Source organism: Pseudomonas sp. UBA7530, assembly GCF_002479365.1.
In the GTDB taxonomy this organism is placed as follows: Bacteria; Pseudomonadota; Gammaproteobacteria; order Pseudomonadales; family Pseudomonadaceae; genus Aquipseudomonas.
This window is the reverse complement of sequence record NZ_DLMS01000011.1, coordinates 123426-145865: the sequence shown is the minus strand read 5'-3', so window position 1 is coordinate 145865 and position 22440 is coordinate 123426. Positions and strand designations below refer to the sequence as shown.

Here is a 22440-nt window from a genome sequence, read left to right as displayed (position 1 = left end):
CAGCAGCAACCTTCTGCCAGCTGCTCACTGCGCGGGGTCGACCCGGCGCATCTCGAGCGCCCACGCGCCTTTCTCTGCCGGCTGGTCTACGGCCGTTACCGCCTGGAGCAGGCTATCTCGAGCGTCTTGCGCTGCTGCCGAGAGGTCGCGCCGTCACTCAGAAACAAGCCGCTTCTTATCCACAGCCGCCATCAGCACTCCACTTCGTAACCGAGGGTGAAGGTGCGCCCGCGGCCTTGATAGTCGTACAGGTAGGCCGGACCGTACGCTGGCGAATAGAACAGCGCGGCGCGCTGACCCCAGACGGTGCTGTAGCGCCTGTCCAGCAGGTTCTGGATACCGGCGCTGAAGGTACCGAAGTCGGTGTCCTGACGCGCGCTGAGGTCGAAGGTGGTGTAACCCTCGATGCGGTGTCCGGCGTCGTCGCTCAGGTCCATTGCGTGGCTGCCCTGCAGGCGCAGGCTGCGTCGCTCGTCGCTCCAGCCCACGAATGCGGTGGTCTTGGACAGCGAAGCGTAGCGCGCATCGCGTTTGATCCAGTCGCCGTCGTCGTCCTCCTCTTCGGAGCGCACCAGGTGCAGGGTGGTGCCGGCCTGCCAGCCGCTGTCGAAGTCGCGGCTCAGCGCGGCCTCGAAACCGAAGTCGCGGCTCTTCTGTTCGTCGACGTTGATGGTCAGGGTGGCGCTGTCGGTATTGATCACCTTGTCCGACCAGATGTAGTAGAACGCTGCCTGAGCCTGCCAGTAGGCATCGTTGAAGCGCCAGCCCACCTCCACCTGGCGGCTCTTGATGCCGGTCAGCGGATTGTCCGCCACCGACAGTCCGGCGCGGCCGTAGTACTTGGCCGGATCGGCCAGCTCGAAACCTTCGCTGTAGTTGCTCCACAGCTGGTGACCGTTGGCGAAGTCATAGAGCGCGCCGAGGTTGTACAGGCCGACTTCGTAGTCGTTGCTGCCGCCGGGCACACCGCGAAAATCTCCGACCTCGACGTCCATGTGCTGCTGGCGGGCGCCGGCGGACAGACTCAGGTGCTGGGTCAGTTGCCAGTCCAGCTGGGCGTAGGCCGACAGCCCGTCGACCACATAGCTGGGGTAGCGCGCAGCGCTGCTCTGAGTGTCCAGTTCCAGGCCGCCGCTGTCCGAAGAGCGCTGTGCGTCGAAGACCTTTTGCGTAGCGTTGAAACGCTCATGATCGAGGTCCAGACCATAGGTCAGCTTGATATCGTCCCACTGCTTGCTGAACAGCCCCTTGAGGCCGCTGACTTCGAAGTTCTGCTGCGAGCCGGCGAAGTAGATGCCGTTGCTGCCCCGCGGACTGCCGGCGTTGTAGTAGGGGAAGGGGTGGAAGTTGTTGTCCTCGCGACGGTAGTAGCCCTGCAGGTAGAAGTCCTGGCCGAGCAGCTCGCTGTTGCGGTAGCTGGCGTTGATCAGGGTGCGGCGGGTGCGCGGCTTGAGGTCGGTGTCGAGGCCGTTGCGAATCTCGGCATCGTCGAGGTCCGAGGGCGCGTTGGCATTGAGGTTGGGGAAGTAAATGCCGGTGCTGCCGTCGTTGCCGGAGTCGTAGTACTGCGCCAGCAGGTCGAGCTGCTGGGTGTCGTCGAGGCGCACGGCGAGGTTGCCGAGCACGTCCACGGAGCGGTTGTACTGCAGGTCGGTCTGCGTGTTGTCGAGGAACACCTGCTCGCCGTCGGCATCGTAGAAGGCTTCGTTCTTCTCCAGGGAGACGCCGAGGCGGCCCTGCACGCGCTCGTTGCCGCCGCTGACCGCCTGCGCCAGGCGCGTGGACAGGTCATCGCTGTTGTTGAAGCCGCTGGTGACGCTGGCGTTGCTTTGAAAGCGCGCCGGGCCGGCTTCGCCTTTACGCGTGACGATATTGATGATGCCGCCGGTGGCGCCGCCGCCGTACAGAGCGCTGGCGCCGGAGAGCACCTCGACGCGCTCGACGTTGAACGGGGCGATGCTGTCGAACTGGCGCGAGAGGCCGCGCGAACTGTTCTGACTAACTCCATCAATCATTACCAGCACGCCGCGCCCGCGCATGTTCTGGCCGTAGTTGGTGCGGCCTTCCGGGCCCAGGTCAAGGCCTGGCACCAGCTTGCCGAGTGCCTCCTTGAGGCTGACGCCGGTGTCGAGCTGCTCGCGCAGCTGCTTCTGCTCGACCACCCAGACGGTGCCGGGAATGGCGCTGATTTGCGTCGGCGTGCGCGACGCCACCTGGATCTGCATGGCGTCCAGACGCACCCGCTCGCGGTTGCTCTGCGCCTCGCCGCTCGGCGCGGCGGCAGGCGCGGCGTTGCGCTGCAACAGCACGCTGTGCTCATCGGTGAAGGTCCAGCTCACGCCGCTGCCTTCGAGCAGCCGCTGCAGCGCCTCGCGGGCGGTGAAGCTGCCCTGCAGGCCGGGGTTGGGCAGGCCCTGCAGGTCGCTGGAGTTGAACAGCAGGTGCAGCCCGGCCTGATCGGCGAACTGGGTCATGGCACCATCCAGGTCGCTGGCGCTGATGTGCAAGTCATAGCGGGTCGGCTCGGCGGCCTGGGCCAACGGCCAGGCAGTGCCGATCAGGGTCGCGAAGGCGAGGGCGCGGTGCAGGGCAGAAACGGGATGGCGCATGGCGGGTTATCCGTGTCGTGTGGCAGTTTCGTTTTTGGGAATAAGTCGCGTTCCCCTCTACGACGAAACGTCCGATACGATCCTGCAGTGCCGGATGAAAATTATTTTTGCCGGGGCAAGCTATGGCTCAGCCTCGGCCCCGGATTGCATCCGGGCTACCGACTGGCCTGACAACTGTAGGAGCGGCTTCAGCCGCGATTCACGCTTCGAAAGCTCGCCGCTGAAGAGCGTCTACCACTAGGCGGCGTCCGAACCTCAGCGCGGCTGCACCAGCACCAGCCAGGGCAGGCGGGTGATGCGCAGCGGCTGCAGGCGCTCGAGGTTGGCCAGCAGGGCTTCGGGCTGGTCGAGGTCGACCACGCCGCTGATGCGCTGCTCCCTGAGCGCGGCATCTTCGATAACAATGCGCCCCGGCATGTAACGCTCCAGTTCTGCCAGTACCTCGCCAAGCGGGCGCTGGTTGAAGATCAGCTTGCCGCGCTGCCAGCTACTGGCGTTGTCCAGATCCAGCACCTGCAGCGGCCCGGGCGCCTGGCGCTGGCGATAGTCGAGCCGCTGGCCGGCATCGACGCGCACGCCCGGCGCCGCACCGCTGCGCACCTGCACCACGCCTTCGCTGACCTCCACCTGCACGCGGTCGGCACGCAGGGCGATATCGAATCGCGTGCCCACGGCGCGCACCTGGCCGTTGGCGGCCTGCACCACGAACGGCCGCTGGGCGTCCTTGGCCACCTCGAACAACGCCTGACCACGCTGCAGCTCCAGATCGCGGGCGCCGGCGGAGTAGCGCACCGACAGCGCGCTGTCGCTGTTGAGCCAGACCCGGCTGCCGTCCTCCAGCTCGATCAGGCGGCGCTCACCGACTGCGGTGTAGTGATCGGCGCTGAGATTTTCCAGCAACTGCGGACGGCCAAGCAGCGTCAGCAGCAGGCCGAGACAGAGTGCTGCGGCCATCGCCGGCAGGCGCCAGCGGCGGGCGGCGCGGTTTTGCTGACGATGGCGGCGGGCGCTGTCGGTGTGCTCCAGCGCTGCCCACAGCGCCTCGGCGTCGCGGGCGGCGCGGGCATGCGCCAGGCTCTGCCGGCGCCAGCGCTGCCATTCGGCGCGCGCGGCGGCCTGCTTGCCACCGGCATGCAGGCGCAGCAGCAGTTCGCTTGCCTGATCGTCGAGCTCGCTCATGCGTCGGCCTCCTCTTCGCTGCGCCACTGCCGGCAGTGGCGCATGGCCTGGATCAGGTACTTGCCGACCATGCTCTCGGAGACTCCGAGGCGCGTGGCGATCTGCGCATAGGTCAGGCCGTCCAGGCGATTGAGCAGCAGGGCTTCGCGGGCATTGGCCGGCAGGCTGGCCAGCGCAGCGTCGAGGCGCGCCAGGTTTTCCTGGGCGAGCAGGCGCGACTCCGGCTCGGCCAGCGGATCGCTGAGCTGCTCGAGCAGCTCGCCATCCTCCTGCTGCTCTGCCAGGCGCTGGTCGCGGCGCAGGTTGTCGATGGCGAGGTTGCCGGCCACGCGGAATACATAGGCGCGCGGGTCACGCACCGCGTCGCCGTCGTCCTGATGGGCCAGACGCAGCCAGGTTTCCTGGGCGACATCGGCAGCGCGTTGCGAGTCGCCCATACGCCGGGCCAGAAAGCGCAGCAGATCCTCATAGTGGGTCTGGAAGCTCTTGAGCAAAGGCGAGGAAAAGTGGCGGCGCATGTCTATCGCGGTTCTCTTGAGAGCCGAGCAACTGGCGGGGGATGGAAAAGGCCAGCAAGCATACATGCTATTGCGAATACTTATCACCAGCGGTTTCCGCTTCAGCGCGCCGTCTGCAGCTCGCGCCGCAGCCACTCGGCCAGGCGCTCGCTGCGGGTATCGCCGGGGCGCGCCCAGAGCGCCAGCTGCGCCGAGGTGTCGGTAAAGCCCCAGGGTGCGCTCAGGCGTCCTGCGGCAAGGTCATCGGCCACCAGCAGCTGCGGCGCGATGGCCACGCCGAGGCCGGCAGCGGCCGCTTCGAGCAGGTAGTAGAGGTGCTCGAAGCCCTGCCCCTGCCTGAGCGCAGCCGGTGCCAACCCTTGCGCATGCGCCCACTGCGGCCAGGCCTGAGGGCGCGAAGCGGTGTGCAGCAAGGGCTCGCCGAGCAGCGCCGCAGGTGCCTGCCCGGCCAGCTCGGCATGCCGCGCATAACGCGGGCTGAGCACCGGCCCGATGCGCTCGGGCGCCAGCGCGTGCACCTGCATGTCGGCCGGCCAGGGCGGCTCGGCGAACAGCAGCGTAGCGTCGATACCCGGGCGGCGCGGGTCCAGTTCGCCCTCGCTGGCCGACAGTTGCAGGTTGAGCTCCGGCAACTCGCGCTGCAAACGATCCAGACGCGGGATGAACCAGCGCGCCAGCAGGCTGCCGGGGCAGCCGAGCACGAAGGGGCGCTCCGCCTGCTGCCGACGCAGATCGGCACAAACACTACTCAGGCGCTCGAAGCTCTCGGAGGCGACATCGCGCAGGCGTTGGCCGGCATCGGTGAGTTTCACTCCGCGCCCTTCCTTGTGGAACAGGCTGACGCCGAGCTGTTCTTCCAGCGCACGAATCTGCCGGCTGATGGCCCCATGGGTAACGTGCAGCTCTTCGCCTGCCTTGCTTACGCTCTGCAGGCGGGCTGCGGCTTCGAAGGCGCGCAGGGCATTGAGTGGGGGCAGGTCTCGGCTCATGGGAGAGGTGATTTTTCCTGACGAGTCAGGGCATCTAATCACGATCCCGACGGGCCGCCAACCTGCCGGATGGAATCAGTCGCGCTCGATGTGGTGCTCGACGCCGCTGGTTTCGATCTGCGGCTCGTCGCCACGCCAAGTCAGTTGCTGGCCGATGCCGTTGACTTCGATCTGCACGGGGCCGCTCAAGTCCAGATCGAGCACGTGGCCTTCGCCGTATAAGGCGACCTGTGCCGGCTGACCGCTACCCTGCACCTGACTGTCGATACGGTGTTCGCTGCCGCTGACATCAAGCCCGCCGACACGCTCGGCCTCGACGCGATTGTTCGCGCCGGTCACCACCAGGCTGGTGGCCTCGCCGAAACTGACCTGCTGTTCGGAGCCACCCACTTCAACCTGGCCACAGTCACCGGCGAGGCGAAACTGGTTGCCATTTCCGGTGATGATCACGTCGAGTCCGTTGCATGGCACATCGCGGGAAACGCCGATGTCGTCCAGCTCCAGTGTCTGTGCCTGGGCCGTACTCAGCCACGCCGCAACCACCACGCCTACCGCCAATACCTTGTGCATCCCTTTTCTCCCTGGAAAAACGGCTGAGCAGCCGCCGCTGCTGAGACTGGCCAAGCGTCGCCGAGTTCTGCACCGCCTATCGAAACGAGCGCCTGGCGTCATCAGACCTGTGAGTTTTTCTGACGAATCGATTCGATCTAATCGCTTTTATCTCACTCAGCCGGCGGTAGAATGGCCCCATCAACCACTCGCCCTGCCAGCCCAGCGCTGTCGACAAGGAGCACGCCATGACCTCATTTCGTACCGGCCCCGACGCTCGCGGCCTGTTCGGCCGCTTCGGTGGTCAGTTCGTCGCCGAAACCCTGATGCCGCTGATCAACTCGCTGGCCGCCGAATACGAGCAGGCCAAAAACGATCCGGCCTTCCTCGAAGAGCTCGCCTACTTCCAGCGCGACTACATCGGCCGCGCCAGCCCGCTGTACTACGCCGAGCGCCTCTCCGAGCACTTCGGCGGAGCGAAGATCTACCTCAAGCGCGAAGACCTGAATCACACCGGCGCGCACAAGATCAACAACTGCATCGGCCAGATCCTCCTGGCCAAGCGCATGGGCAAGCAGCGCATCATCGCCGAGACCGGCGCCGGTATGCACGGCGTGGCCACCGCCACCGTGGCCGCGCGCTTCGGCATGCAGTGCGTGGTGTACATGGGCACCACCGACATCGATCGTCAGCAGGCCAACGTCTTCCGCATGAAGCTGCTCGGCGCCGAGGTGATCCCGGTCACCGCCGGCACCGGCACCCTCAAGGACGCCATGAACGAAGCCCTGCGCGACTGGGTGACCAACGTCCACAACACCTTCTACCTGATCGGCACCGCTGCCGGCCCGCACCCGTATCCGGCCATGGTCCGCGATTTCCAGTCGGTGATCGGCAACGAAGTACGCGAACAGATCCTGGACAAGGAAGGGCGCCTGCCCGACTCGCTGGTGGCCTGCATCGGCGGCGGCTCCAACGCCATCGGCCTGTTCCACCCTTTCCTTGATGACGAAGGCGTGCAGATCGTCGGCGTCGAGGCTGCAGGCCACGGCATCGACACCGGCAAGCATGCGGCGAGCATGGCTGGCGGCGCGCCGGGCGTGCTGCACGGCAACCGCACCTTCCTGCTGCAGGACGAGGACGGCCAGATCACCGATGCCCACTCGATTTCCGCCGGCCTCGACTACCCCGGCGTCGGCCCGGAACATGCCTGGTTGCACGAGATCAAGCGCGTCGAATACGTGCCGATCAGCGATGACGAAGCCCTCGAAGCCTTCCATCACTGCTGCCGCCTGGAAGGCATCATCCCGGCCCTGGAAAGCGCCCACGCGCTGGCCGAAGCCTTCAAACGTGCGCCCAAGCTGCCCAAGGATCACCTGATGGTGATCAACCTGTCCGGTCGTGGCGACAAGGACATGCAAACCGTGATGCACCACATGGGCGAACAGGAGAAACACGCATGAGCCGCCTGCAAAACCGTTTCGCCGAACTCAAGCAGGAAAACCGAGCCGCGCTGGTCACCTTCGTCACCGCCGGCGACCCCGACTACGCCACCTCGCTGAGCATCCTCAAGGGCCTGCCGGACGCCGGTGCCGACGTGATCGAGCTGGGCATGCCGTTCACCGACCCGATGGCCGACGGCCCGTCCATCCAGCTCGCCAATATCCGCGCGCTGGCCGGCAAGCAGGGCATGCAGCAGACGCTGCAGATGGTTCGTGAATTCCGTGAGGGCAACCAGAGCACGCCGCTGGTGCTGATGGGCTACTACAACCCGATCTTCGTCTACGGCGTGGAGCGCTTCATCAGTGACGCCAAAGAAGCCGGCGTCGACGGCCTGATCGTGGTCGACCTGCCGCCGGAGCACAACGACGAGCTGTGCGAACCGGCGCAGAGCGCGGGCATCGACTTTATCCGCCTGACTACACCGACCACCGACGACGACCGCCTGCCCACCGTGCTGGCTGGCAGCTCCGGCTTCGTCTACTACGTGTCGGTGGCCGGCGTGACCGGCGCCGGCGCGGCGACCATGGATCATGTCGAGGAAGCTGTGGCGCGCCTGCGTCGCCACACCGACCTGCCGCTGTGCATCGGCTTCGGCATCCGCACCCCGCAGCACGCCGCCGAAGTCGCCAAGCGCGCCGAAGGCGCGGTGGTCGGCTCGGCACTGATCGACAAGATCGCCGAGGCGAAGAGCCCGCAGCAAGCCATCGACGGCGTGCTCGGCCTGTGCCGCGAACTGGCCGAAGGGGTACGCGGCGCGCGCCGCTGATCGCTTTCGATCCCCCCAAAAAAACCGCTGCACCTGGCGACAGGGCAGCGGTTTTTTTCGTTCGAGTATCGGCTGCGCTAATGCATTACCGCGCGCGCATCAGAATGTAATCGAAGCGTTTCTGGCCGATGAAGAAGCTGTACCGAATCTTTCCGGTCTCAGCCTGTGGCGACAGGATCGAGCGATGCTGGGACTTGTGATACGAATGGCTGAACAGCCTCGGTTGATCCGAGTAGGCGAAGCTCTGGTAATGCAGTTCATCGCCCTGCCAGTTAACGCCGTTGAAAAGATAATGCCAGTTCTTGTCACTGGCGTGATGCAGCTTGGGGCGACCGGATGAATCCCTGATCACCTCGACCTGCACCTCTCCGTTTTCGTCCACCCAGCGCCCCATGTAGCGCTCGATATCGGCGTGTGCCGGTATGACCGGAGCCGCGACGAAATCGCTTGCCTTGAACGCTGACTGCTTACTTTCATCGACCTGCGGTTCGACGTAGAGCGCGCATAGCGGCGCGACCTCGTTGCGCTTGAGGTAGGAAAAATTCAGATCGAAGCCCGCTACCTGCATACCGAGCCTCATGCTGTTCGGCTGAAGGTCCAGCACCTGAAGGTCGAAGGCGCGTTGAGGCGAGGAGACATGAATGCTCCGGCCGTCCTCGCTGAAACGGTAGTCAGACTCTTCGATGCCACGCTTGTCAGGCTCGGCGCAGTTGAAAGAGTGCAGCAGGACCTTGCCGTCGGCGCGGTATTCGGCAACATTGGCAATACCGTTACGCAGCGGCAGCATCGCCCAGATGCCGACTAACCGTTGGTCGTTTTCAGTCGCAGAGGGCGCCTGCTCCTGCTGCACGGCTTGATTGGAGCAGGCACCGAGCAGCAGCCCGGCCAGCGACACGAACAAAATTTTTTCACGATTATCTCCCTATACATGAAGCTCCGGCTCTGCGGATTGGCCCGAAGACGGTTGGCGACGCCGGCGAAGTTTGCCTGTTCATCCGAGCCGGCGCGCTCGTGGCGTTCGCATAAAACAGAGATGGCGCAGATTGAGCGTCATGCGCTCCAGAGCGCCGCCATGGCTTAGCGCACATCGAGCAGCAAGGCATCGGTCGCCGACACCAGCTCGGCGAGAAGCGGCTCATCGACGTCCATGTAGCCCTCGTACTCCGCCAGATTGCGTCGGTCATGACATAGCGCGAACAGGCGCACCTGCACCTTGCTGATGGCGAGGGTATGCGCCAGGCACTGGAAGACCAGATAGCGGCGGTCGGAACGATAGTCTTGCAGGCGCAATGCCGTCAGGGCTAGGGCGTGGGCGGCGTTGTAGGCGAGGTCGAAGCGGCTGGCGAATGACAGCGCAGGGTTGTGGGCGTCCTGCAGGCGGTCGATGGCCGAACGCAGCAGGCCTTCGCATTCCTTGCGGTCCGCCGGTTCGGCCTTGAGGCCGCCCGTGCGTAGCAGGTTTTCCAGATTGTCGTTACTGACCATGTTCGGTTCCCTCTGGATCGTGGCCGATCAGCTCGATCTTGTCCTGCTGCGCCACCCGCAGCACGAAGCTGTTGCCGGCGGCCTTCCTGGCTTGCCACTGATCCGGAGTATACAACGTTGGGTTGATGGTTCGCCCCAGTTGCGCCTCGACCGGTAACAGTCGCTCCATTACCTCGGCATAGCTGAGGCCATCGCCAATGAGCATCAGGTCGATGTCGCTGTCGGCCTGTTCATGCCCCTTGGCCAGCGACCCATAGACGAATGCCCATGCCAGTTGCCCGGCCAGCGGCGCGAGCGCTTCACGCAGCGGCGCGTCGATACCAAAGGTCTTGCGTACTATGCCCTGCAGCTCGGCGTAGATCGGGCAGCCCGGATTGGCCTGGTAGTGAGTCTGGTTGCCCTGACGGCTCATGACCAAGATACCCACCTGCTGCAGGCGTTCCAGCTCACGCATCAAACTACCTTTGCCGACCTGCGCATGGCGGGCGATTTCATTGGCATAGAAGCTCTGTTGCGGCTTGCCGTAGAGCAGCCCCAGCACCTTGCGCTGGGTGCCGGTGAATAGCGCCTCGCTTAATGAAAGACTTGGCATATGAAGATCCATTAAGTCCCTATTAAGGAACGATAAGTCCTTATTTAGGACTCTTCAATGCTCTTTCATCGGGAGCGCAACCTGCATCCCCTTATGACGCCGCAAGCGTGGCCTACTCACCAGCGCCGGCCCGCTTGAGCAACTGCTTGCAACGCTCGGACAGGTGGACCACGCGCAGGTGCTTGCCGGCGCGCTCATAGCGTTCACGCAGGGTCTTCAGCGCGGCGATGGCGGAGTAGTCGACGAAGCTCAGGTGGCGGCAGTCCAGGGTCACCTGCTGCGGGTCGTCGGCCGGCTCGAACTGGGCGAGAAAGGCAGTGCAGGAGGCGAAGAACAAGGTGCCATGCACACGGTAGAGCTTGCTGCCGTCGGCCTGCATGTCGCTGTCGGCATACAGCTCGCGGGCATGCTGCCAGGCGAAGTTGAGCGCGGCGATAACGATGCCGCAGAGCACCGCCGTGGCCAAATCGGTGGCGACGGTGATGGCAGTCACCGCGACGATCACCAGCACGTCGTTGATCGGCACCTTGCCGGCCACGCGCAGCGAGCCCCAGGCGAAGGTCTGCTGCGCCACCACGAACATCACCCCGACCAGCGCCGCCAGCGGGATGCGCTCGATCAGCGGCGAGAGGAACAGCACGAAGAGCAGGATCATCACCCCGGCGACCACGCCGGACAGCCGCCCGCGCCCGCCGGAGCTGAGGTTGATCACGGTCTGGCCGATCATCGCGCAGCCGCCCATGCCGCCGAACAGGCCTGAGGTCATGTTGGCCACGCCCAGCGCCACGCACTCGCGATCCGGATGGCCGCGGGTGGCGGTAATCTCGTCGGTGAGGTTCAGCGTCAGCAGGGTTTCCAGCAGGCCGACCAGCGCCATCAACACCGCGTAAGGGGCGATGATGGAGAGGGTTTCCAGATTCCAGGGAATGTCCGGCAGCATCAGGTTCGGCAGGCCACCAGCGATCTGCGCCATGTCGCCGAGGGTATGGGTCGGCAGGTCCAGCAGGTAGACCAGCGCGCCAATGCCGAGGATCGCCACCAACGCCGGCGGCACCGCGCGAGTCAGTCGCGGCAGCAGGTAGACGATGACCATGGTCAGCGCCACCAGGCCGAGCATCAGGTACAGCGCGTTACCCTGCAGCCAGTGGCCGTCGTGCTGGAAATGCTCGAGCTGAGCCAGGGCGATTATGATCGCCAGGCCGTTGACGAAGCCCAGCATCACCGGGTGCGGCACCATGCGGATCAGCTTGCCCAGGCGCAGCAGGCCGAACGCCAGCATGATCAGACCGCCGAGCAGCACCGTGGCCAGCAGGTACTGCACGCCGTGTTGCACCACCAGCGCGACGATCACCACCGCCATCGACCCGGCCGCGCCGGAAATCATGCCTGGCCGGCCGCCGAACAGGGCGGTTAGGGTGCAGATGATGAAAGCGCCGTACAGGCCCATCAGTGGGTTGACCTGGGCTACCAGGGCGAAGGCGATGCACTCGGGCACCAGGGCGAAGGACGAGGTCAGGCCGGCCAGCAGGTCGGCGCGAAGGGATGCGGGTTTCATGGTGTCTCGGCAAGCCGGCAGAACCGGACGATGGCGGCGGAACGAAAAGAGGCGCGCATGGTAGCGCCTGAATACCCGAGCGTCATGCCTGGCATCGATACACCTATGGCGGCCGTGGGATACATTCGGCAACCTGAAGACCAAAACGACAAGGGAGCCCAGCCATGAGCAAGAACCTGCTGATAACCGGTGCCAGCCGCGGCATCGGCCGCGCCACCGCCCTGCTGGCCGCTGCTGGCGGCTGGACGGTCGGGGTGAACTACCGCAACGACCGCGACGCCGCCGCTGAGGTGGTGGCGCAGATCGAAGCCGCGGGCGGCAAGGCCATCGCTCTGCCCGGTGATGTGGCGGTCGAAGCCGACGTACAACACCTGTTCGCGGCCATGGACAAGCTCGGCCCGCTGCATGGGCTGGTGGTCAACGCCGGCATCGTCGCGCCGCCCATGCCGCTGCTGGAGATGAGCGGCGAGCGCCTGCGGCACATGTTCGACGTCAACGTGCTGGGCAGCTACCTGACCGCGCGCGAGGGTGCCCGACGCATGGCACGCAGCCGCGGCGGCGAGGGCGGTTCGATGGTGCTGGTGTCGTCCATCGCCGCCAGCCTCGGCGCCCCCTTCGAATACGTCGACTACGCCGGGGCGAAAGGCGCCATGGACGTGCTGACCCGCGGCCTGGCCAAGGAGCTGGGTGGCGAAGGCGTGCGGGTCAATGCCGTGCGCCCGGGGTTGATCGACACCGAGATCCACGCCAGCGGCGGCCAGCCGGATCGCGCCGAGCGTCTCGGCAAGACCACGCCGCTGGGCCGCGCCGGGCGTGCCGAGGAAGTCGCAGAGGCGATCGTCTGGCTACTCGACGACAAGGCCAGCTATACCACCGGCGCGTTGATCGATATAGCTGGCGGCAGATAGCGCCCAGAGTCGCGGCTAAAGCCCCTCCCACACATTCGTGGTCTGGTGCGCCCTGCGCACCAACACTAACGGCTCAATCCCAGCGCGGCGCGAAGCCTGGATTGGCAACGCGTTCGCCACGATCCAGCGCCTCGATGGCTGTCATGTCTTCGGTGCTCAGGCGCAGCTCGGCAGCAGCCAGGTTGGCGGCCAGATTCTCGCGCTTGGTCGAGGAGGGGATCACCGTATAGCCCTGCTGCAGCGACCAGGCCAAGGCGACCTGCGCCGGGCTGACACCATGAGCAGCGGCGATGCGCTGGATTTCCGGCTCGGCCAGAACCTTGCCGTAGGCCAGTGGCATGTAGGCGGTCAGATGGATGCCCTGCTGACGGGCGAAATCCACCAGCTTGCGGTTCTGCAGCAGCGGATGGATTTCTACCTGGTTGGTTGCGATCTCCTCCACACCGACGGCCTCGATGGCCTGGCGCAAATGGGCGATGGTGAAGTTGGACACACCGATGGCCGCGGTCAGACCCTGGCGCTTGGCCTCGAGCAGTTCGCTCAGATACTGCGCCACGGGAATCTCGTCATTCGGCGACGGCCAGTGGATCAGGGTCAGATCGACCCGCTCCAGGCCCAGGCGCTGCAGGCTCTCCTGCAAGCTGGCGATGACCTGGCCACTGCCGAGGTTCTCGGTCCAGATCTTGGTGGTGACGAACAACTCGTCACGCGCCACGCTGCTGTCGGCGATGGCCTGGCCAACCTCGGCCTCGTTGCCGTAGATCTGCGCCGTGTCGATATGCCGGTAGCCTAGCTCGAGGCCGGTGCGCACCGAGTCGATGGCGACTTGGTCCTTGAGTCGGAAAGTGCCGAGACCGAAGGGTGGAATGAATTTCATACAGAACTCCTCATGGGTTACGCAGCGCTGGCCGAGCATCGGGCCGGAACGGGTACGGAAGTTTCGGCCTCATCGATCGCGCAAAAGTTGCAGGCCCTTGGCGGGCCGGGTTGAGAGGAAGCAGTATCCGCGTCAGACTCATGCGGAAATAGCGGTCAACCTGACAAACACTTTTGACTGAAGGTCAACGATGAAGACCAGCCTGGAAGAAATGCTCGCTTTCGTCAGCGTTGTCGACAGCGGTTCGATCAGCGCCGCGGCCGAGCAACTGGAGCAAACCGCGTCGGGCGTCAGCCGCGCGCTTAGCCGTCTGGAGGAAAAGCTCGGCGTCACTCTGCTGCGCCGCACCACGCGGCGCCTGGAGCTGACCGAGGAGGGCGAGGTGTTCCTAGCTCAGGCGCGGCGCATCCTGGCCAGCGTCGAGCAAGCCGAGGAGCAGATGACTCTGCGCCGCCAGGCACCGGCCGGACGTTTGCGGATCAACACCGCCTCGCCCTTCATGCTGCACGCGATCCTGCCGCTGATCGGCGAGTTTCGCGCGCTTTATCCGCAGATCGAGTTGGAGCTGAACAGCGACGACCGCATCATCGACCTGCTGGAGCGGCGTACCGACCTGGCCATCCGTATCGGCAACCTGCCGGACTCCAGCCTGCACGCCCGGCCGCTGTGCCACAGCTATCGCCGCGTGCTGGCCAGCCCCGAATACCTGCGCCGACATGGCACGCCGGCACGCACCGAGGATTTACCCGGCCACAGCCTGATCGGCTTCACCGAGCCGGACAGCCTCAACGACTGGCCGCTGCGTCATGCCCTCGGCGAGCGCTGGCACATCACGCCGAGCCTGCGCGCCTCCAGCGGCGACACCATCCTCGCACTGGCCCTGGCCGGCGAGGGCCTGGTATGCCTGTCCGACTTCATGACCGATGCCGCCCGCGCCAGCGGCGCGCTGGTGGAGGTGCTGGCCGAGCAGCGCGTGGAGGTGCGCCAGCCAATCAATGCGGTGTACTACCGCAACACCGCGCTGGCTTCGCGCATCACCTGCTTCCTGGATTTCCTCAGCGAGCGACTCGGCTGCCCGACCTGAGACACAACGACCGTAGCCCGGATGCAATCCGGGGCCTGAACCGTGGTTTCCCCGGATTGCATTCGGGCTACGGCAGGTAAAACGAAAAAGGGCGACTCATGGAGTCGCCCTTTTCTGCATGTCGCTGCAGATCACTGCGCGGCCTGCAGGCTCCATTCGGCCAGCTTCTGCTGCTTGTAGCTGAGCGCAGCTGCCGGTACCGGGGTGACCTTGCCGGTCTCCATCCAGCGCTTGAGGCGGTTGGCATCGGCCATGTGGGTGTACTTGCCGAAGGCGCCGAGCACCACGAAGGCCACCGGACGGTTGGCGATGGTGGTGGCCATCACCAGGCAGCGGCCGGCGGCATTGGTGAAGCCGGTCTTGCTCAGGTTGATGTTCCAGTCCGCCTTGCGCACCAGCGCGTTGGTATTGCGAAAGCCCAGGGTGTAGTTGGGCTTGCGGAAGGCTACGGTGGCCTCGGAGTCGGTGCTGAACTGGTGGATCAGCGGATACTGGTTGGCCGCCTTGACCATCAGCGCCAGGTCACGGGCGGTGGCGACGTTGTGCTCGGACAGGCCGGTAGGCTCGACGAAATGGCTGTGGTGCATGCCCAGCGCCTTGGCCTTGGCGTTCATGGCCGCGATGAAGGCCGCGTGGCCACCCGGGTAATGGTGGGCGAGGCTGGCGGCGGCACGGTTCTCCGAGGACATCAGCGCCAGGTGCAGCATCTCGCGGCGGGTGATCTCGCTGCCGATGCGCACGCGGGAGAACACGCCCTGCATTTCCTGGGTATCGCGGATGGTGATCGGCAGCACCTCGTCCAGCGGCAGCTTGGCATCGAGCACCACCATGGCGGTCATCAGCTTGGTGACCGAGGCGACCGGCAGGCGCAGGTCCGGGTTGCTGGAATACAGCTCCTGGCCGGTCTTCAGGTCGATCAGCAATGCGCTGCCGGCGGCCAGCTGCTGCTTGGGCTGGACCGGCGCGGCCTGGAGGTTCGAAACAACAAGGCTGCCGCACAGCAGCAGGCCCAAAATCGAATGACGGAGTTTCAAGATTCACTTCACCGGTTGGAGTGGAGGGACCGCAAGCACATTTCACGAGGGTCGCGGTGTGCGGTGGCGCTCAGTATAGGACTCAGCGCTTGCGCTTGCAGTATGGCCCGATCAAACGCTCGCTGCTGGCAAATCCAGCTCGGCCTGCAGCCAGTCGACGAAACGCGCGGTCAGGCGCTGGCGGCGCTTGCGCTCGGGCAGCACCAGGTAATAACCGAGCGCCGACTGCGCCTCGGCTTCACCCAGGCGGCAGAGCAGGCCCTGAGCGAGCAGTTCGTCCACCAGATGGCGCCAGCCGATGGCCACGCCCTGGCCGGCGATGGCGGCCTGGATCAGCAGGGTGTAGTTGTCGAAGCGCAGGGCGCCGGGCGTCGGCTGGCTGGCGATGCCGAGGGCGCGGAACAACCCTTCCCAGTCGAACCAGCGCGAGCGGTGTTCCGGGCGCAGGTGCAGCAGCGGCAGTTCGGTCAGCGCCTCGGTCGGCAGCGGAGGCTGACGTGTGCCGAGCAGGCGCGGGCTGCACACCGGGAACACCTCTTCGCGAAACAGCAGGTGTGCTTCGCCGTGCTTGAAACGACCATCGCCGAAGCGGATCGCCACGTCGATGTCACTGGGTACCGTGGCCGGGTCACGCTCGCTGGTGATCAGGCTGACATCGACCTCCGGGTACAGGCGATTGAAACGCTGCAGACGCGGCATCAGCCAGTAGGCGGCGAATGCGAAGTCGGTGGCCACCTGCAGCACTTCGTGCTGCTGCCGCGCGGTGACAGCAGCCAGCCCCGCATCGAGGGCCGCCAGCCCTTCCTGCACATGGGCCAGCAGCAACTCGCCGGCTTCGGTCAGCACAATGCCGCGATAGACGCGGTCGAACAGACGCGTAGCCAGTTGCTGTTCGAGGCGCTTGATCTGCTGGCTGACGGCCGGCTGGCTGCTGCCCAGCTCATTGGCGGCAGCGGTGAAACTGAGCTGGCGTGCCGCCGACTCGAACACCCGCAGCGCGTCGAGCGACAGCCCATCGATAACTTTAAACATAAGCTTTACTTATCCGAGGCATGTGTCGCAGCCGGGTTTACCCTACCAGCGTTCAGCCGGAATTATGGCACTGCACTGTCGCATAAACCCACAGTATGGAATATCGCCACCATGAAGCGCCCGAACATCCTCTTCATCATGGCCGACCAGATGGCCGCGCCGATCATGCCGCTGCACGATGCCGCCTCGCCGGTGCAGATGCCCAACCTGATGAAGCTGGCCGAACAGGCCGTGGTGTTCGACTCAGCCTACTGCAACAGCCCGCTCTGTGCGCCGTCGCGCTTCACCCTGGTCAGCGGGCGGCTGCCGTCGAAGATCGGCGCCTACGACAACGCCGCGGATTTTCCCGCCGACGTGCCGACCTACGCCCACTACCTGCGCCGCCTCGGCTATCGCACCGCGCTGTCGGGCAAGATGCACTTCTGCGGCCCGGACCAGCTGCACGGCTACGAGGAACGCCTGACCAGCGATATCTATCCGGCCGACTACGGCTGGGCGGTGAACTGGGACGAGCCGGACGTGCGCGCCAGCTGGTACCACAACATGTCCTCGGTGCTGCAGGCCGGCCCCTGCGTGCGCAGCAACCAGCTGGATTTCGACGAGGAGGTGGTGTTCAAGGCGCGCCAGTACCTCTACGACCACGTGCGCCTGACGCCCGAGCAGCCGTTCTGCCTGACCGTGTCGATGACCCACCCGCACGACCCCTACACCATTCCCCGCGAATACTGGGACCGCTATGAGGGCGTGGACATCCCCATGCCGCGCCAGCACGTCGAGCAGACCGAGCAGGACCCGCACTCGCAGCGCCTGCTCAAGGTCATCGACCTGTGGGACAAGCCATTGCCCGAGGACAAGGTCCGCGATGCGCGACGCGCCTACTTCGGCGCCTGCAGCTATATCGACGACAACATCGGTAAGTTGCTGAAGACCCTGGAAGAATGCGGCCTGGCAGGCGACACCCTGATCGTCTTCTCCGGCGACCACGGTGACATGCTCGGCGAGCGTGGCCTCTGGTACAAGATGCACTGGTTCGAGATGTCCGCCCGCGTGCCGCTGCTGGTGCACGCGCCGAGTCGCTTCGCCGCGCATCGGGTCAGCCAGTCGGTCTCCACGCTCGATCTGCTGCCGACCCTGGTGGAACTGGCCGGCGGCCAGGTCGAGCAGGGCCTGGAGTTGGATGGTCACTCACTGCTGCCGCACCTCAAGAGTGAAGGCGGGCATGACGAAGTGCTCGGCGAATACATGGCCGAAGGCACGCTCAGCCCGCTGATGATGATCCGCCGCGGGCCTTGGAAATTCGTCTATTCCGAGCAGGACCCGTTGCTGCTGTTCAATCTGCACGATGACCCGCTGGAGCAGCGCAACCTGGCCGGGTCCGCCGAGCACCGCACTACGGTAGCAGGCTTCGTCGCCGAGGCCCGCGAGCGATGGGACGTCCCGGCCATTCACACCGCCACCCTGGCCAGCCAGCGCCGCCGCCGGCTGGTGGCCGAAGCCCTGAGCCAGGGCAAACTGACCAGTTGGGACCATCAGCCAATGGTCGACGCCAGCCAGCAATACATGCGCAACCATATCGACCTCGACGACCTGGAGCGCCGCGCGCGTTTTCCGGTCGTCGGTTGAACCTTTGCTCCGCGCCACGGGCCTGAGCCTTGCAAGCTGCCAATCGCGAAAACCAGAAGAAAAAAGGAGAGACGCCATGAACCGATTCAGTGTGCTGTTACTCGCCACCGCGCTCACCAGCGCCGGCAATGTCTGGGCCGAAGATGCCGCCTGTGCCACGGTCAAGTTGGGTGACCCCGGCTGGAGCGACATCGCCGTGACCAACGGCATCGCCAGCTTCCTGCTCGACGGCCTGGGCTACAAGACGCAAAGCCAGACCCTGGCCGTGCCGATCATTTTTGCCGGGCTGCAGAAAGGGCAGGTCGACGTGTTCCTCGGCAACTGGATGCCGGCGCAGCAGAGCAACTACGACAAGTTCGTCGCCAGCGGCGAGGTGGACAAGCTGGCGCAGAACCTCGAAGGCACCGAATACACCCTTGCGGTGCCAGCCTATGCCTACGAGGCAGGGGTAAAGACCTTTGCCGACCTCGACAAGCACGCCGACAAGTTCGGCAACAAGCTCTACGGCATCGCTTCCGGCTCGCCGGGTAACGATTCGATAAAGCAGATGATCGACGCCGACGAGTTCGGCCTGGGCGACTGGAAACTGGTGGAGTCCAGCGAGCAGGCGATGCTGGTGCAAGTGGGGCGTGCGGTGAAGCGCGATCAGTTCGTCGTCTTCCTCGGCTGGACGCCGCACCCGATGAATGTTCAGTACGACATGAAGTACCTCAAGGGCGGCGAGAAGTATTTCGGCGACAGCGGCCAGGTCAACACGCTGGCGCGCAAAGGCTATGCCGCGCAGTGCCCGAACGTCGGCAAGCTGCTTAGCAACCTGCGCTTCACTCAGGACATGGAGAACAGCATCATGGATCAGGTGCTGAGCAAGCAGGCCAGCAACGACGAGGCGATCAAGGCCTGGCTCAAGGCCAACCCGCAGGTGCTCGATGGCTGGTTGCAGGGCGTCACCACGCGCGACGGTGGCGACGGTCTGGCGGCGGTGAAGGCACGGCTGTGAGCGCTTTCATCCGGTAGAAGCGAATTTATTCGCGACAGGGCTTGGCGCGGGGCCCGACCCTGATCGCGGATAAATCTGCGCCTACCGGGCGCGGCCTGCAGCGACCGCAGGCGGAACACGAGCTGCTCCGCCAGCGGCCAACTGGCACGTCGTTTACACTTCACTTTCCTGGACGAAGCAAACCAGCAGACGATGCCGTTACCCAATCTTCAGACCCTGTTGCCTTTCCTGCGCTGGCTGCCCGGCACTCGCCGCGGCACCCTCGGCAACGATCTGCTGGTGGGCCTGTCGGGGGCTATCCTGGCTCTGCCGCAATCGCTGGCCTACGCGCTGATCGCCGGCCTGCCTGCCGAATACGGTCTGTACGCGGCCATCGTCCCGGTGATCATCGCCTGCCTGTGGGGCTCGTCCTGGCACCTGATCTGCGGGCCGACCGCTGCCATTTCCATCGTCCTGTTCACCAGCGTCACGCCCATGGCGCGCTTGGGCAGCGATGAGTTCATCGCCCTGATCCTGCTGCTGACCTTTCTCGCCGGGCTGTTCCAATGGCTGCTCGGCCTGCTGCGCTTCGGCGCGCTGGTGAACTTCGTCTCGCAGTCGGTGGTGCTCGGCTTCACCCTCGGCGCGGCCCTGGTGATCGCCATCGGCCAGATGCCCAACCTGCTCGGCGTCGAGGTCGCCAGCCAACCCACGGCCCTGACCAGCCTGCTGCAGATCGGCCAACACCTGCCCGAGGCGCACTGGCCCAGCCTGACCCTGGCCGCCGTTACCCTGCTGCTCAGCGTGGCCGTGCGCAAACTCTGGCCAAAGGCGCCCGCACTGTTGATCGGCCTGGTCTGCGGCAGCCTGCTGGCGTGGCTGCTACCGGCACGTTTCACCGCTGACATCGCCCTGGTGGCACCGTTCGACGGCGGCCTGCCGCCTCTGACCCTGCTGAGTTTCGACCTCGACGACGTGTTGCGCCTGCTACCGGCAGCGGTGGCCTGCGGCATGCTCGGACTGGTCACCAGCCTGTCCATCGCCCGCGCCCTGGCGGTGAAATCGCACCAGTTCCTCGACGCCAACCAGGAGGTGCGCGCTCAGGGCCTGTCGAACATGATCGGGCCGTGGTTCTCCGGCTCGCTGTCGGCCGGGTCGTTCACCCGCTCGGCGCTGAACCTGCAGGCCGGCGCGCGCACGCCGCTGGCCGGGGTGTTCTCGGCGCTGCTGGTGGCGCTGTTCGCGGTGTTCGGCACGGCGCTGCTGACGCATATTCCGCTGCCGGTGATGGCCGCCGGCATCCTGCTGATCTGCTGGGGTCTGGTGGATCTGCCGGCGATCCGCGCGCTGCGCAAGGTGAGCCGCTCCGAGTTCGTGGTGATGCTACTGACTTTCACCGCCACTCTGGTGCTGGAGCTGCAGACGGCGATCTATGCCGGCGTGCTGGCTTCGCTGTTCTTCTACCTCAAGCGCACCTCGCAGCCGCGCGTACGCCTGTGGCACGACGGCGACGACGAGGTGCTGCGCATCGACGGCTCGATCTTCTTCGGTGCCTGCCAGTACATCCAGCAACTGCTGCAGCGCAGCCGCGGCCAGCGCCTGATAATCGATGCACGGCACATCAACTTCATCGACTATGCCGGTGTGGAGATGCTGCATCAGGAAGCACGCCGCCTGCAGGCGTTGCAGCGCAGCCTGGTGCTACGCCAGGCACGACCACAGGTGGTGGAGGAGATTCTCAAGCTGGAAGGCGCCGAGCATTGCCCGGTGCAGTTCGAAGACTGAGCGAGGCGGCGTCGAACCCGTAGGGTGGGCGGCACAATCCACGAACGACCTGACCGCGCGGCGATAGCGCGCCGCGTAATCCACCGGGCGATCTTCCCGCGTGACACCAATGGTGGGTTACGGCGCGGCTAAACATGCGCTGGGCATCTGAATTGGCGATATGCGCCTAATCACCCTACGCAGCTGGATTTCAGTCCTCGGCGTCATCGAGCACGCTCAGATCCAGCACGTGCGAGCGACCGATCCACATCGCACAGTCGCGATGGTCACGCAGTTCGTTACCGGTGATCGGGTGCAGCAAGACGTCCAGGCCACCGCGGCGGAGCATCAGCCAGGGCACGACGTCGGCGAACAGTTCGGCGCGGAAGGCCAGCTGGCAACTCCAGCATGGATGCGGACCGACCGGACGCTCGTGCACCCGGCCCATCTTCAGCGGAAAACGCCGCGCGGCTTCTTCGCACAACGTACGCGCCTGATCGACGCTGCCGGCGTCGAAATAGACGTGGGCGTGGTAGCCGCTGATACGAGGCAGCACTTGCTCGTCCATGCGCTAGCCTGCCAGCTGACGGCGCAGCTCGGCCAGCACCGGCGCCGTATCTGGGCGCACCCCACGCCAGAGCTCGAATGCCTCGGCCGCCTGCTCGACCAGCATGCCCAACCCATCCAGGCAACGCGCTGCCCCGTGCTCGGCGGCCCAGCGATTGAAGGCGGTCGCCTCGCGGCCGTACATCATGTCGTAGCAGACCGTATGCCCAGGCTGGATCAGGCTTGGCGCAATCGGCGGCAACTCGCCGCCGAGGCTGGCCGAGGTGCCGTTGACGATCAGGTCGACTGGCGCATCGATCCAGTCGAAACCGGCGGCGACCAGTGGGCCGAGATCGGCGAATTCGCGCACCAGTTGCTCGGCCTTGGCCACGGTGCGGTTGGCGATCACCAGCACGGCCGGCTTCTGCGCCAGGAAGGGTTCGAGCACGCCGCGCACGGCACCGCCGGCTCCGAGAATAAGGATGCGCTTGCCGGCCAGGCTGAAACCGGCGTTGTTCTGCAGGTCGCGGGTCAGGCCGGCGCCGTCGGTGTTGTCGCCGAGCAGGCGGCCGTCGGCCAGCTTCTTCAGGGTATTCACCGCACCGGCGCGGCGGGCGCGCTCGGTCAGTTCATCGGTCAGGCGAAAGGCCTCTTCCTTGAACGGCACGGTAACGTTGCCGCCCAGACCGTCGGCGAAAAAGGCGCGGGCGTCGCCCACGAAGTCATCCAGCGGCGCCAGACGCGCGTCGTAGGTCAATGCCTGGCCGGTCTGCTCGGCGAACAGACGATGGATCAGCGGTGATTTGCTGTGGCCGATGGGGTTGCCGAAGACGCAGTAGCGGTCCATGGAATTT

General features: G+C 65.4%; 21 protein-coding genes. 7 read left to right on the top strand and 14 right to left on the bottom strand.

The genetic code is table 11. From position 1 onward, the window contains the following. Positions 1–191: 191 nt before the first annotated feature. The 5 genes from B2U07_RS14615 to B2U07_RS14595 all read right to left on the bottom strand — a co-directional run bounded on the left by B2U07_RS14615 (position 192) and on the right by B2U07_RS14595 (position 5865). On the bottom strand, positions 192–2609 hold the full coding sequence (locus tag B2U07_RS14615) for a TonB-dependent receptor (RefSeq protein ID WP_296277173.1): 2418 nt from the start codon (positions 2607–2609) through the stop codon (positions 192–194). Between the two features lie 255 nt (positions 2610–2864). Continuing rightward, on the bottom strand, positions 2865–3788 hold the full coding sequence (locus B2U07_RS14610) for a FecR domain-containing protein (RefSeq protein ID WP_296277172.1): 924 nt from the start codon (positions 3786–3788) through the stop codon (positions 2865–2867). Continuing rightward, positions 3785–4306 (bottom strand): RNA polymerase sigma factor, encoded by a 522-nt coding sequence (locus tag B2U07_RS14605; protein ID WP_296277171.1) that lies wholly within the window; start codon positions 4304–4306, stop codon positions 3785–3787. The genes B2U07_RS14610 and B2U07_RS14605 overlap by 4 nt, the downstream gene beginning before the upstream one ends. 101 nt (positions 4307–4407) lie before the next feature. Next, positions 4408–5295: a LysR family transcriptional regulator gene (locus B2U07_RS14600; RefSeq protein ID WP_296277170.1), complete on the bottom strand. Its 888-nt coding sequence runs from the start codon at positions 5293–5295 to the stop codon at positions 4408–4410. A 75-nt stretch (positions 5296–5370) separates the two neighbouring features. Beyond that, positions 5371–5865: a DUF3060 domain-containing protein gene (locus tag B2U07_RS14595; RefSeq protein ID WP_275546500.1), complete on the bottom strand. Its 495-nt coding sequence runs from the start codon at positions 5863–5865 to the stop codon at positions 5371–5373. Between the two features lie 227 nt (positions 5866–6092). Here B2U07_RS14595 and trpB point away from each other — a divergent pair, with 227 nt between their 5' ends. Both trpB and trpA read left to right on the top strand, forming a co-directional pair. Next, positions 6093–7304 (top strand): tryptophan synthase subunit beta, encoded by a 1212-nt coding sequence (gene trpB, locus B2U07_RS14590; RefSeq protein WP_275546499.1) that lies wholly within the window; start codon positions 6093–6095, stop codon positions 7302–7304. Then, entirely contained in the window at positions 7301–8110 is an 810-nt protein-coding gene (gene trpA / locus B2U07_RS14585) for a tryptophan synthase subunit alpha (protein ID WP_275546498.1), read from the top strand. The genes trpB and trpA overlap by 4 nt, the downstream gene beginning before the upstream one ends. Positions 8111–8195: 85 nt before the next feature. On the opposite strand, the gene B2U07_RS14580 is transcribed toward trpA, so the two are convergent. The 4 genes from B2U07_RS14580 to B2U07_RS14565 all read right to left on the bottom strand — a co-directional run bounded on the left by B2U07_RS14580 (position 8196) and on the right by B2U07_RS14565 (position 11742). Further along, positions 8196–9005 (bottom strand): hypothetical protein, encoded by an 810-nt coding sequence (locus B2U07_RS14580; RefSeq protein WP_275546618.1) that lies wholly within the window; start codon positions 9003–9005, stop codon positions 8196–8198. A gap of 182 nt (positions 9006–9187) precedes the next feature. Continuing rightward, entirely contained in the window at positions 9188–9595 is a 408-nt protein-coding gene (locus B2U07_RS14575; RefSeq protein ID WP_275546497.1) for a hypothetical protein, read from the bottom strand. After that, complete coding sequence (locus B2U07_RS14570) at positions 9585–10187, bottom strand: transcriptional regulator (protein WP_275546496.1); 603 nt, start codon at positions 10185–10187, stop codon at positions 9585–9587. Before B2U07_RS14570 ends, B2U07_RS14575 begins: the two co-directional genes overlap by 11 nt. A 112-nt stretch (positions 10188–10299) precedes the next feature. Next, positions 10300–11742 (bottom strand): SulP family inorganic anion transporter, encoded by a 1443-nt coding sequence (locus B2U07_RS14565; protein WP_197858778.1) that lies wholly within the window; start codon positions 11740–11742, stop codon positions 10300–10302. Positions 11743–11906: 164 nt separating this feature from the next. On the opposite strand from B2U07_RS14565, the gene B2U07_RS14560 reads away from it, so the two are divergent. Next, entirely contained in the window at positions 11907–12650 is a 744-nt protein-coding gene (locus tag B2U07_RS14560) for an SDR family oxidoreductase (RefSeq protein ID WP_275546495.1), read from the top strand. Positions 12651–12723: 73 nt separating this feature from the next. Here the strand turns inward: B2U07_RS14560 and dkgB are convergent, their stop codons facing one another. Next, entirely contained in the window at positions 12724–13527 is an 804-nt protein-coding gene (gene dkgB / locus B2U07_RS14555) for a 2,5-didehydrogluconate reductase DkgB (protein ID WP_275546494.1), read from the bottom strand. Between the two features lie 190 nt (positions 13528–13717). Between dkgB and B2U07_RS14550 the strand changes: the two genes are divergently transcribed. Further along, complete coding sequence (locus B2U07_RS14550; RefSeq protein WP_275546493.1) at positions 13718–14611, top strand: LysR substrate-binding domain-containing protein; 894 nt, start codon at positions 13718–13720, stop codon at positions 14609–14611. Between the two features lie 131 nt (positions 14612–14742). On the opposite strand, the gene pbpG is transcribed toward B2U07_RS14550, so the two are convergent. Both pbpG and B2U07_RS14540 read right to left on the bottom strand, forming a co-directional pair. After that, on the bottom strand, positions 14743–15645 hold the full coding sequence (gene pbpG / locus B2U07_RS14545; RefSeq protein WP_275546492.1) for a D-alanyl-D-alanine endopeptidase: 903 nt from the start codon (positions 15643–15645) through the stop codon (positions 14743–14745). 111 nt (positions 15646–15756) lie between these two features. Then, positions 15757–16677 (bottom strand): choline sulfate utilization transcriptional regulator, encoded by a 921-nt coding sequence (locus tag B2U07_RS14540; RefSeq protein WP_275546491.1) that lies wholly within the window; start codon positions 16675–16677, stop codon positions 15757–15759. A 111-nt stretch (positions 16678–16788) separates the two neighbouring features. On the opposite strand from B2U07_RS14540, the gene betC reads away from it, so the two are divergent. The 3 genes from betC (at position 16789) to B2U07_RS14525 (ending at position 21061) form a co-directional block, all read left to right on the top strand. Then, positions 16789–18300, top strand: a complete 1512-nt coding sequence (betC, locus tag B2U07_RS14535; RefSeq protein ID WP_275546490.1) for a choline-sulfatase — start codon at positions 16789–16791, stop codon at positions 18298–18300. Between the two features lie 76 nt (positions 18301–18376). Continuing rightward, positions 18377–19297 (top strand): choline ABC transporter substrate-binding protein, encoded by a 921-nt coding sequence (locus tag B2U07_RS14530; RefSeq protein WP_275546489.1) that lies wholly within the window; start codon positions 18377–18379, stop codon positions 19295–19297. Between the two features lie 192 nt (positions 19298–19489). Continuing rightward, positions 19490–21061: a SulP family inorganic anion transporter gene (locus B2U07_RS14525; protein ID WP_275546488.1), complete on the top strand. Its 1572-nt coding sequence runs from the start codon at positions 19490–19492 to the stop codon at positions 21059–21061. 190 nt (positions 21062–21251) lie between these two features. Here the strand turns inward: B2U07_RS14525 and B2U07_RS14520 are convergent, their stop codons facing one another. Further along, positions 21252–21608 (bottom strand): DOPA 4,5-dioxygenase family protein, encoded by a 357-nt coding sequence (locus tag B2U07_RS14520; RefSeq protein ID WP_275546487.1) that lies wholly within the window; start codon positions 21606–21608, stop codon positions 21252–21254. A 3-nt stretch (positions 21609–21611) separates the two neighbouring features. After that, positions 21612–22433: a shikimate dehydrogenase gene (aroE, locus tag B2U07_RS14515; RefSeq protein WP_275546486.1), complete on the bottom strand. Its 822-nt coding sequence runs from the start codon at positions 22431–22433 to the stop codon at positions 21612–21614. Positions 22434–22440 lie beyond the last annotated feature (7 nt).

Coding starts and splice junctions, on each gene's coding strand:
- B2U07_RS14615 (WP_296277173.1), bottom strand. CDS start 2,609: ATGCGCCATCCCGTTTCTGCCCTGCACCGCGCCCTCGCCTTCGCGACC.
- B2U07_RS14610 (WP_296277172.1), bottom strand. CDS start 3,788: ATGAGCGAGCTCGACGATCAGGCAAGCGAACTGCTGCTGCGCCTGCAT.
- B2U07_RS14605 (WP_296277171.1), bottom strand. CDS start 4,306: ATGCGCCGCCACTTTTCCTCGCCTTTGCTCAAGAGCTTCCAGACCCAC.
- B2U07_RS14600 (WP_296277170.1), bottom strand. CDS start 5,295: ATGAGCCGAGACCTGCCCCCACTCAATGCCCTGCGCGCCTTCGAAGCC.
- B2U07_RS14595 (WP_275546500.1), bottom strand. CDS start 5,865: ATGCACAAGGTATTGGCGGTAGGCGTGGTGGTTGCGGCGTGGCTGAGT.
- trpB (WP_275546499.1), top strand. CDS start 6,093: ATGACCTCATTTCGTACCGGCCCCGACGCTCGCGGCCTGTTCGGCCGC.
- trpA (WP_275546498.1), top strand. CDS start 7,301: ATGAGCCGCCTGCAAAACCGTTTCGCCGAACTCAAGCAGGAAAACCGA.
- B2U07_RS14575 (WP_275546497.1), bottom strand. CDS start 9,595: ATGGTCAGTAACGACAATCTGGAAAACCTGCTACGCACGGGCGGCCTC.
- B2U07_RS14570 (WP_275546496.1), bottom strand. CDS start 10,187: ATGCCAAGTCTTTCATTAAGCGAGGCGCTATTCACCGGCACCCAGCGC.
- B2U07_RS14565 (WP_197858778.1), bottom strand. CDS start 11,742: ATGAAACCCGCATCCCTTCGCGCCGACCTGCTGGCCGGCCTGACCTCG.
- B2U07_RS14560 (WP_275546495.1), top strand. CDS start 11,907: ATGAGCAAGAACCTGCTGATAACCGGTGCCAGCCGCGGCATCGGCCGC.
- dkgB (WP_275546494.1), bottom strand. CDS start 13,527: ATGAAATTCATTCCACCCTTCGGTCTCGGCACTTTCCGACTCAAGGAC.
- B2U07_RS14550 (WP_275546493.1), top strand. CDS start 13,718: ATGAAGACCAGCCTGGAAGAAATGCTCGCTTTCGTCAGCGTTGTCGAC.
- B2U07_RS14540 (WP_275546491.1), bottom strand. CDS start 16,677: ATGTTTAAAGTTATCGATGGGCTGTCGCTCGACGCGCTGCGGGTGTTC.
- betC (WP_275546490.1), top strand. CDS start 16,789: ATGAAGCGCCCGAACATCCTCTTCATCATGGCCGACCAGATGGCCGCG.
- B2U07_RS14530 (WP_275546489.1), top strand. CDS start 18,377: ATGAACCGATTCAGTGTGCTGTTACTCGCCACCGCGCTCACCAGCGCC.
- B2U07_RS14525 (WP_275546488.1), top strand. CDS start 19,490: ATGCCGTTACCCAATCTTCAGACCCTGTTGCCTTTCCTGCGCTGGCTG.
- B2U07_RS14520 (WP_275546487.1), bottom strand. CDS start 21,608: ATGGACGAGCAAGTGCTGCCTCGTATCAGCGGCTACCACGCCCACGTC.
- aroE (WP_275546486.1), bottom strand. CDS start 22,433: ATGGACCGCTACTGCGTCTTCGGCAACCCCATCGGCCACAGCAAATCA.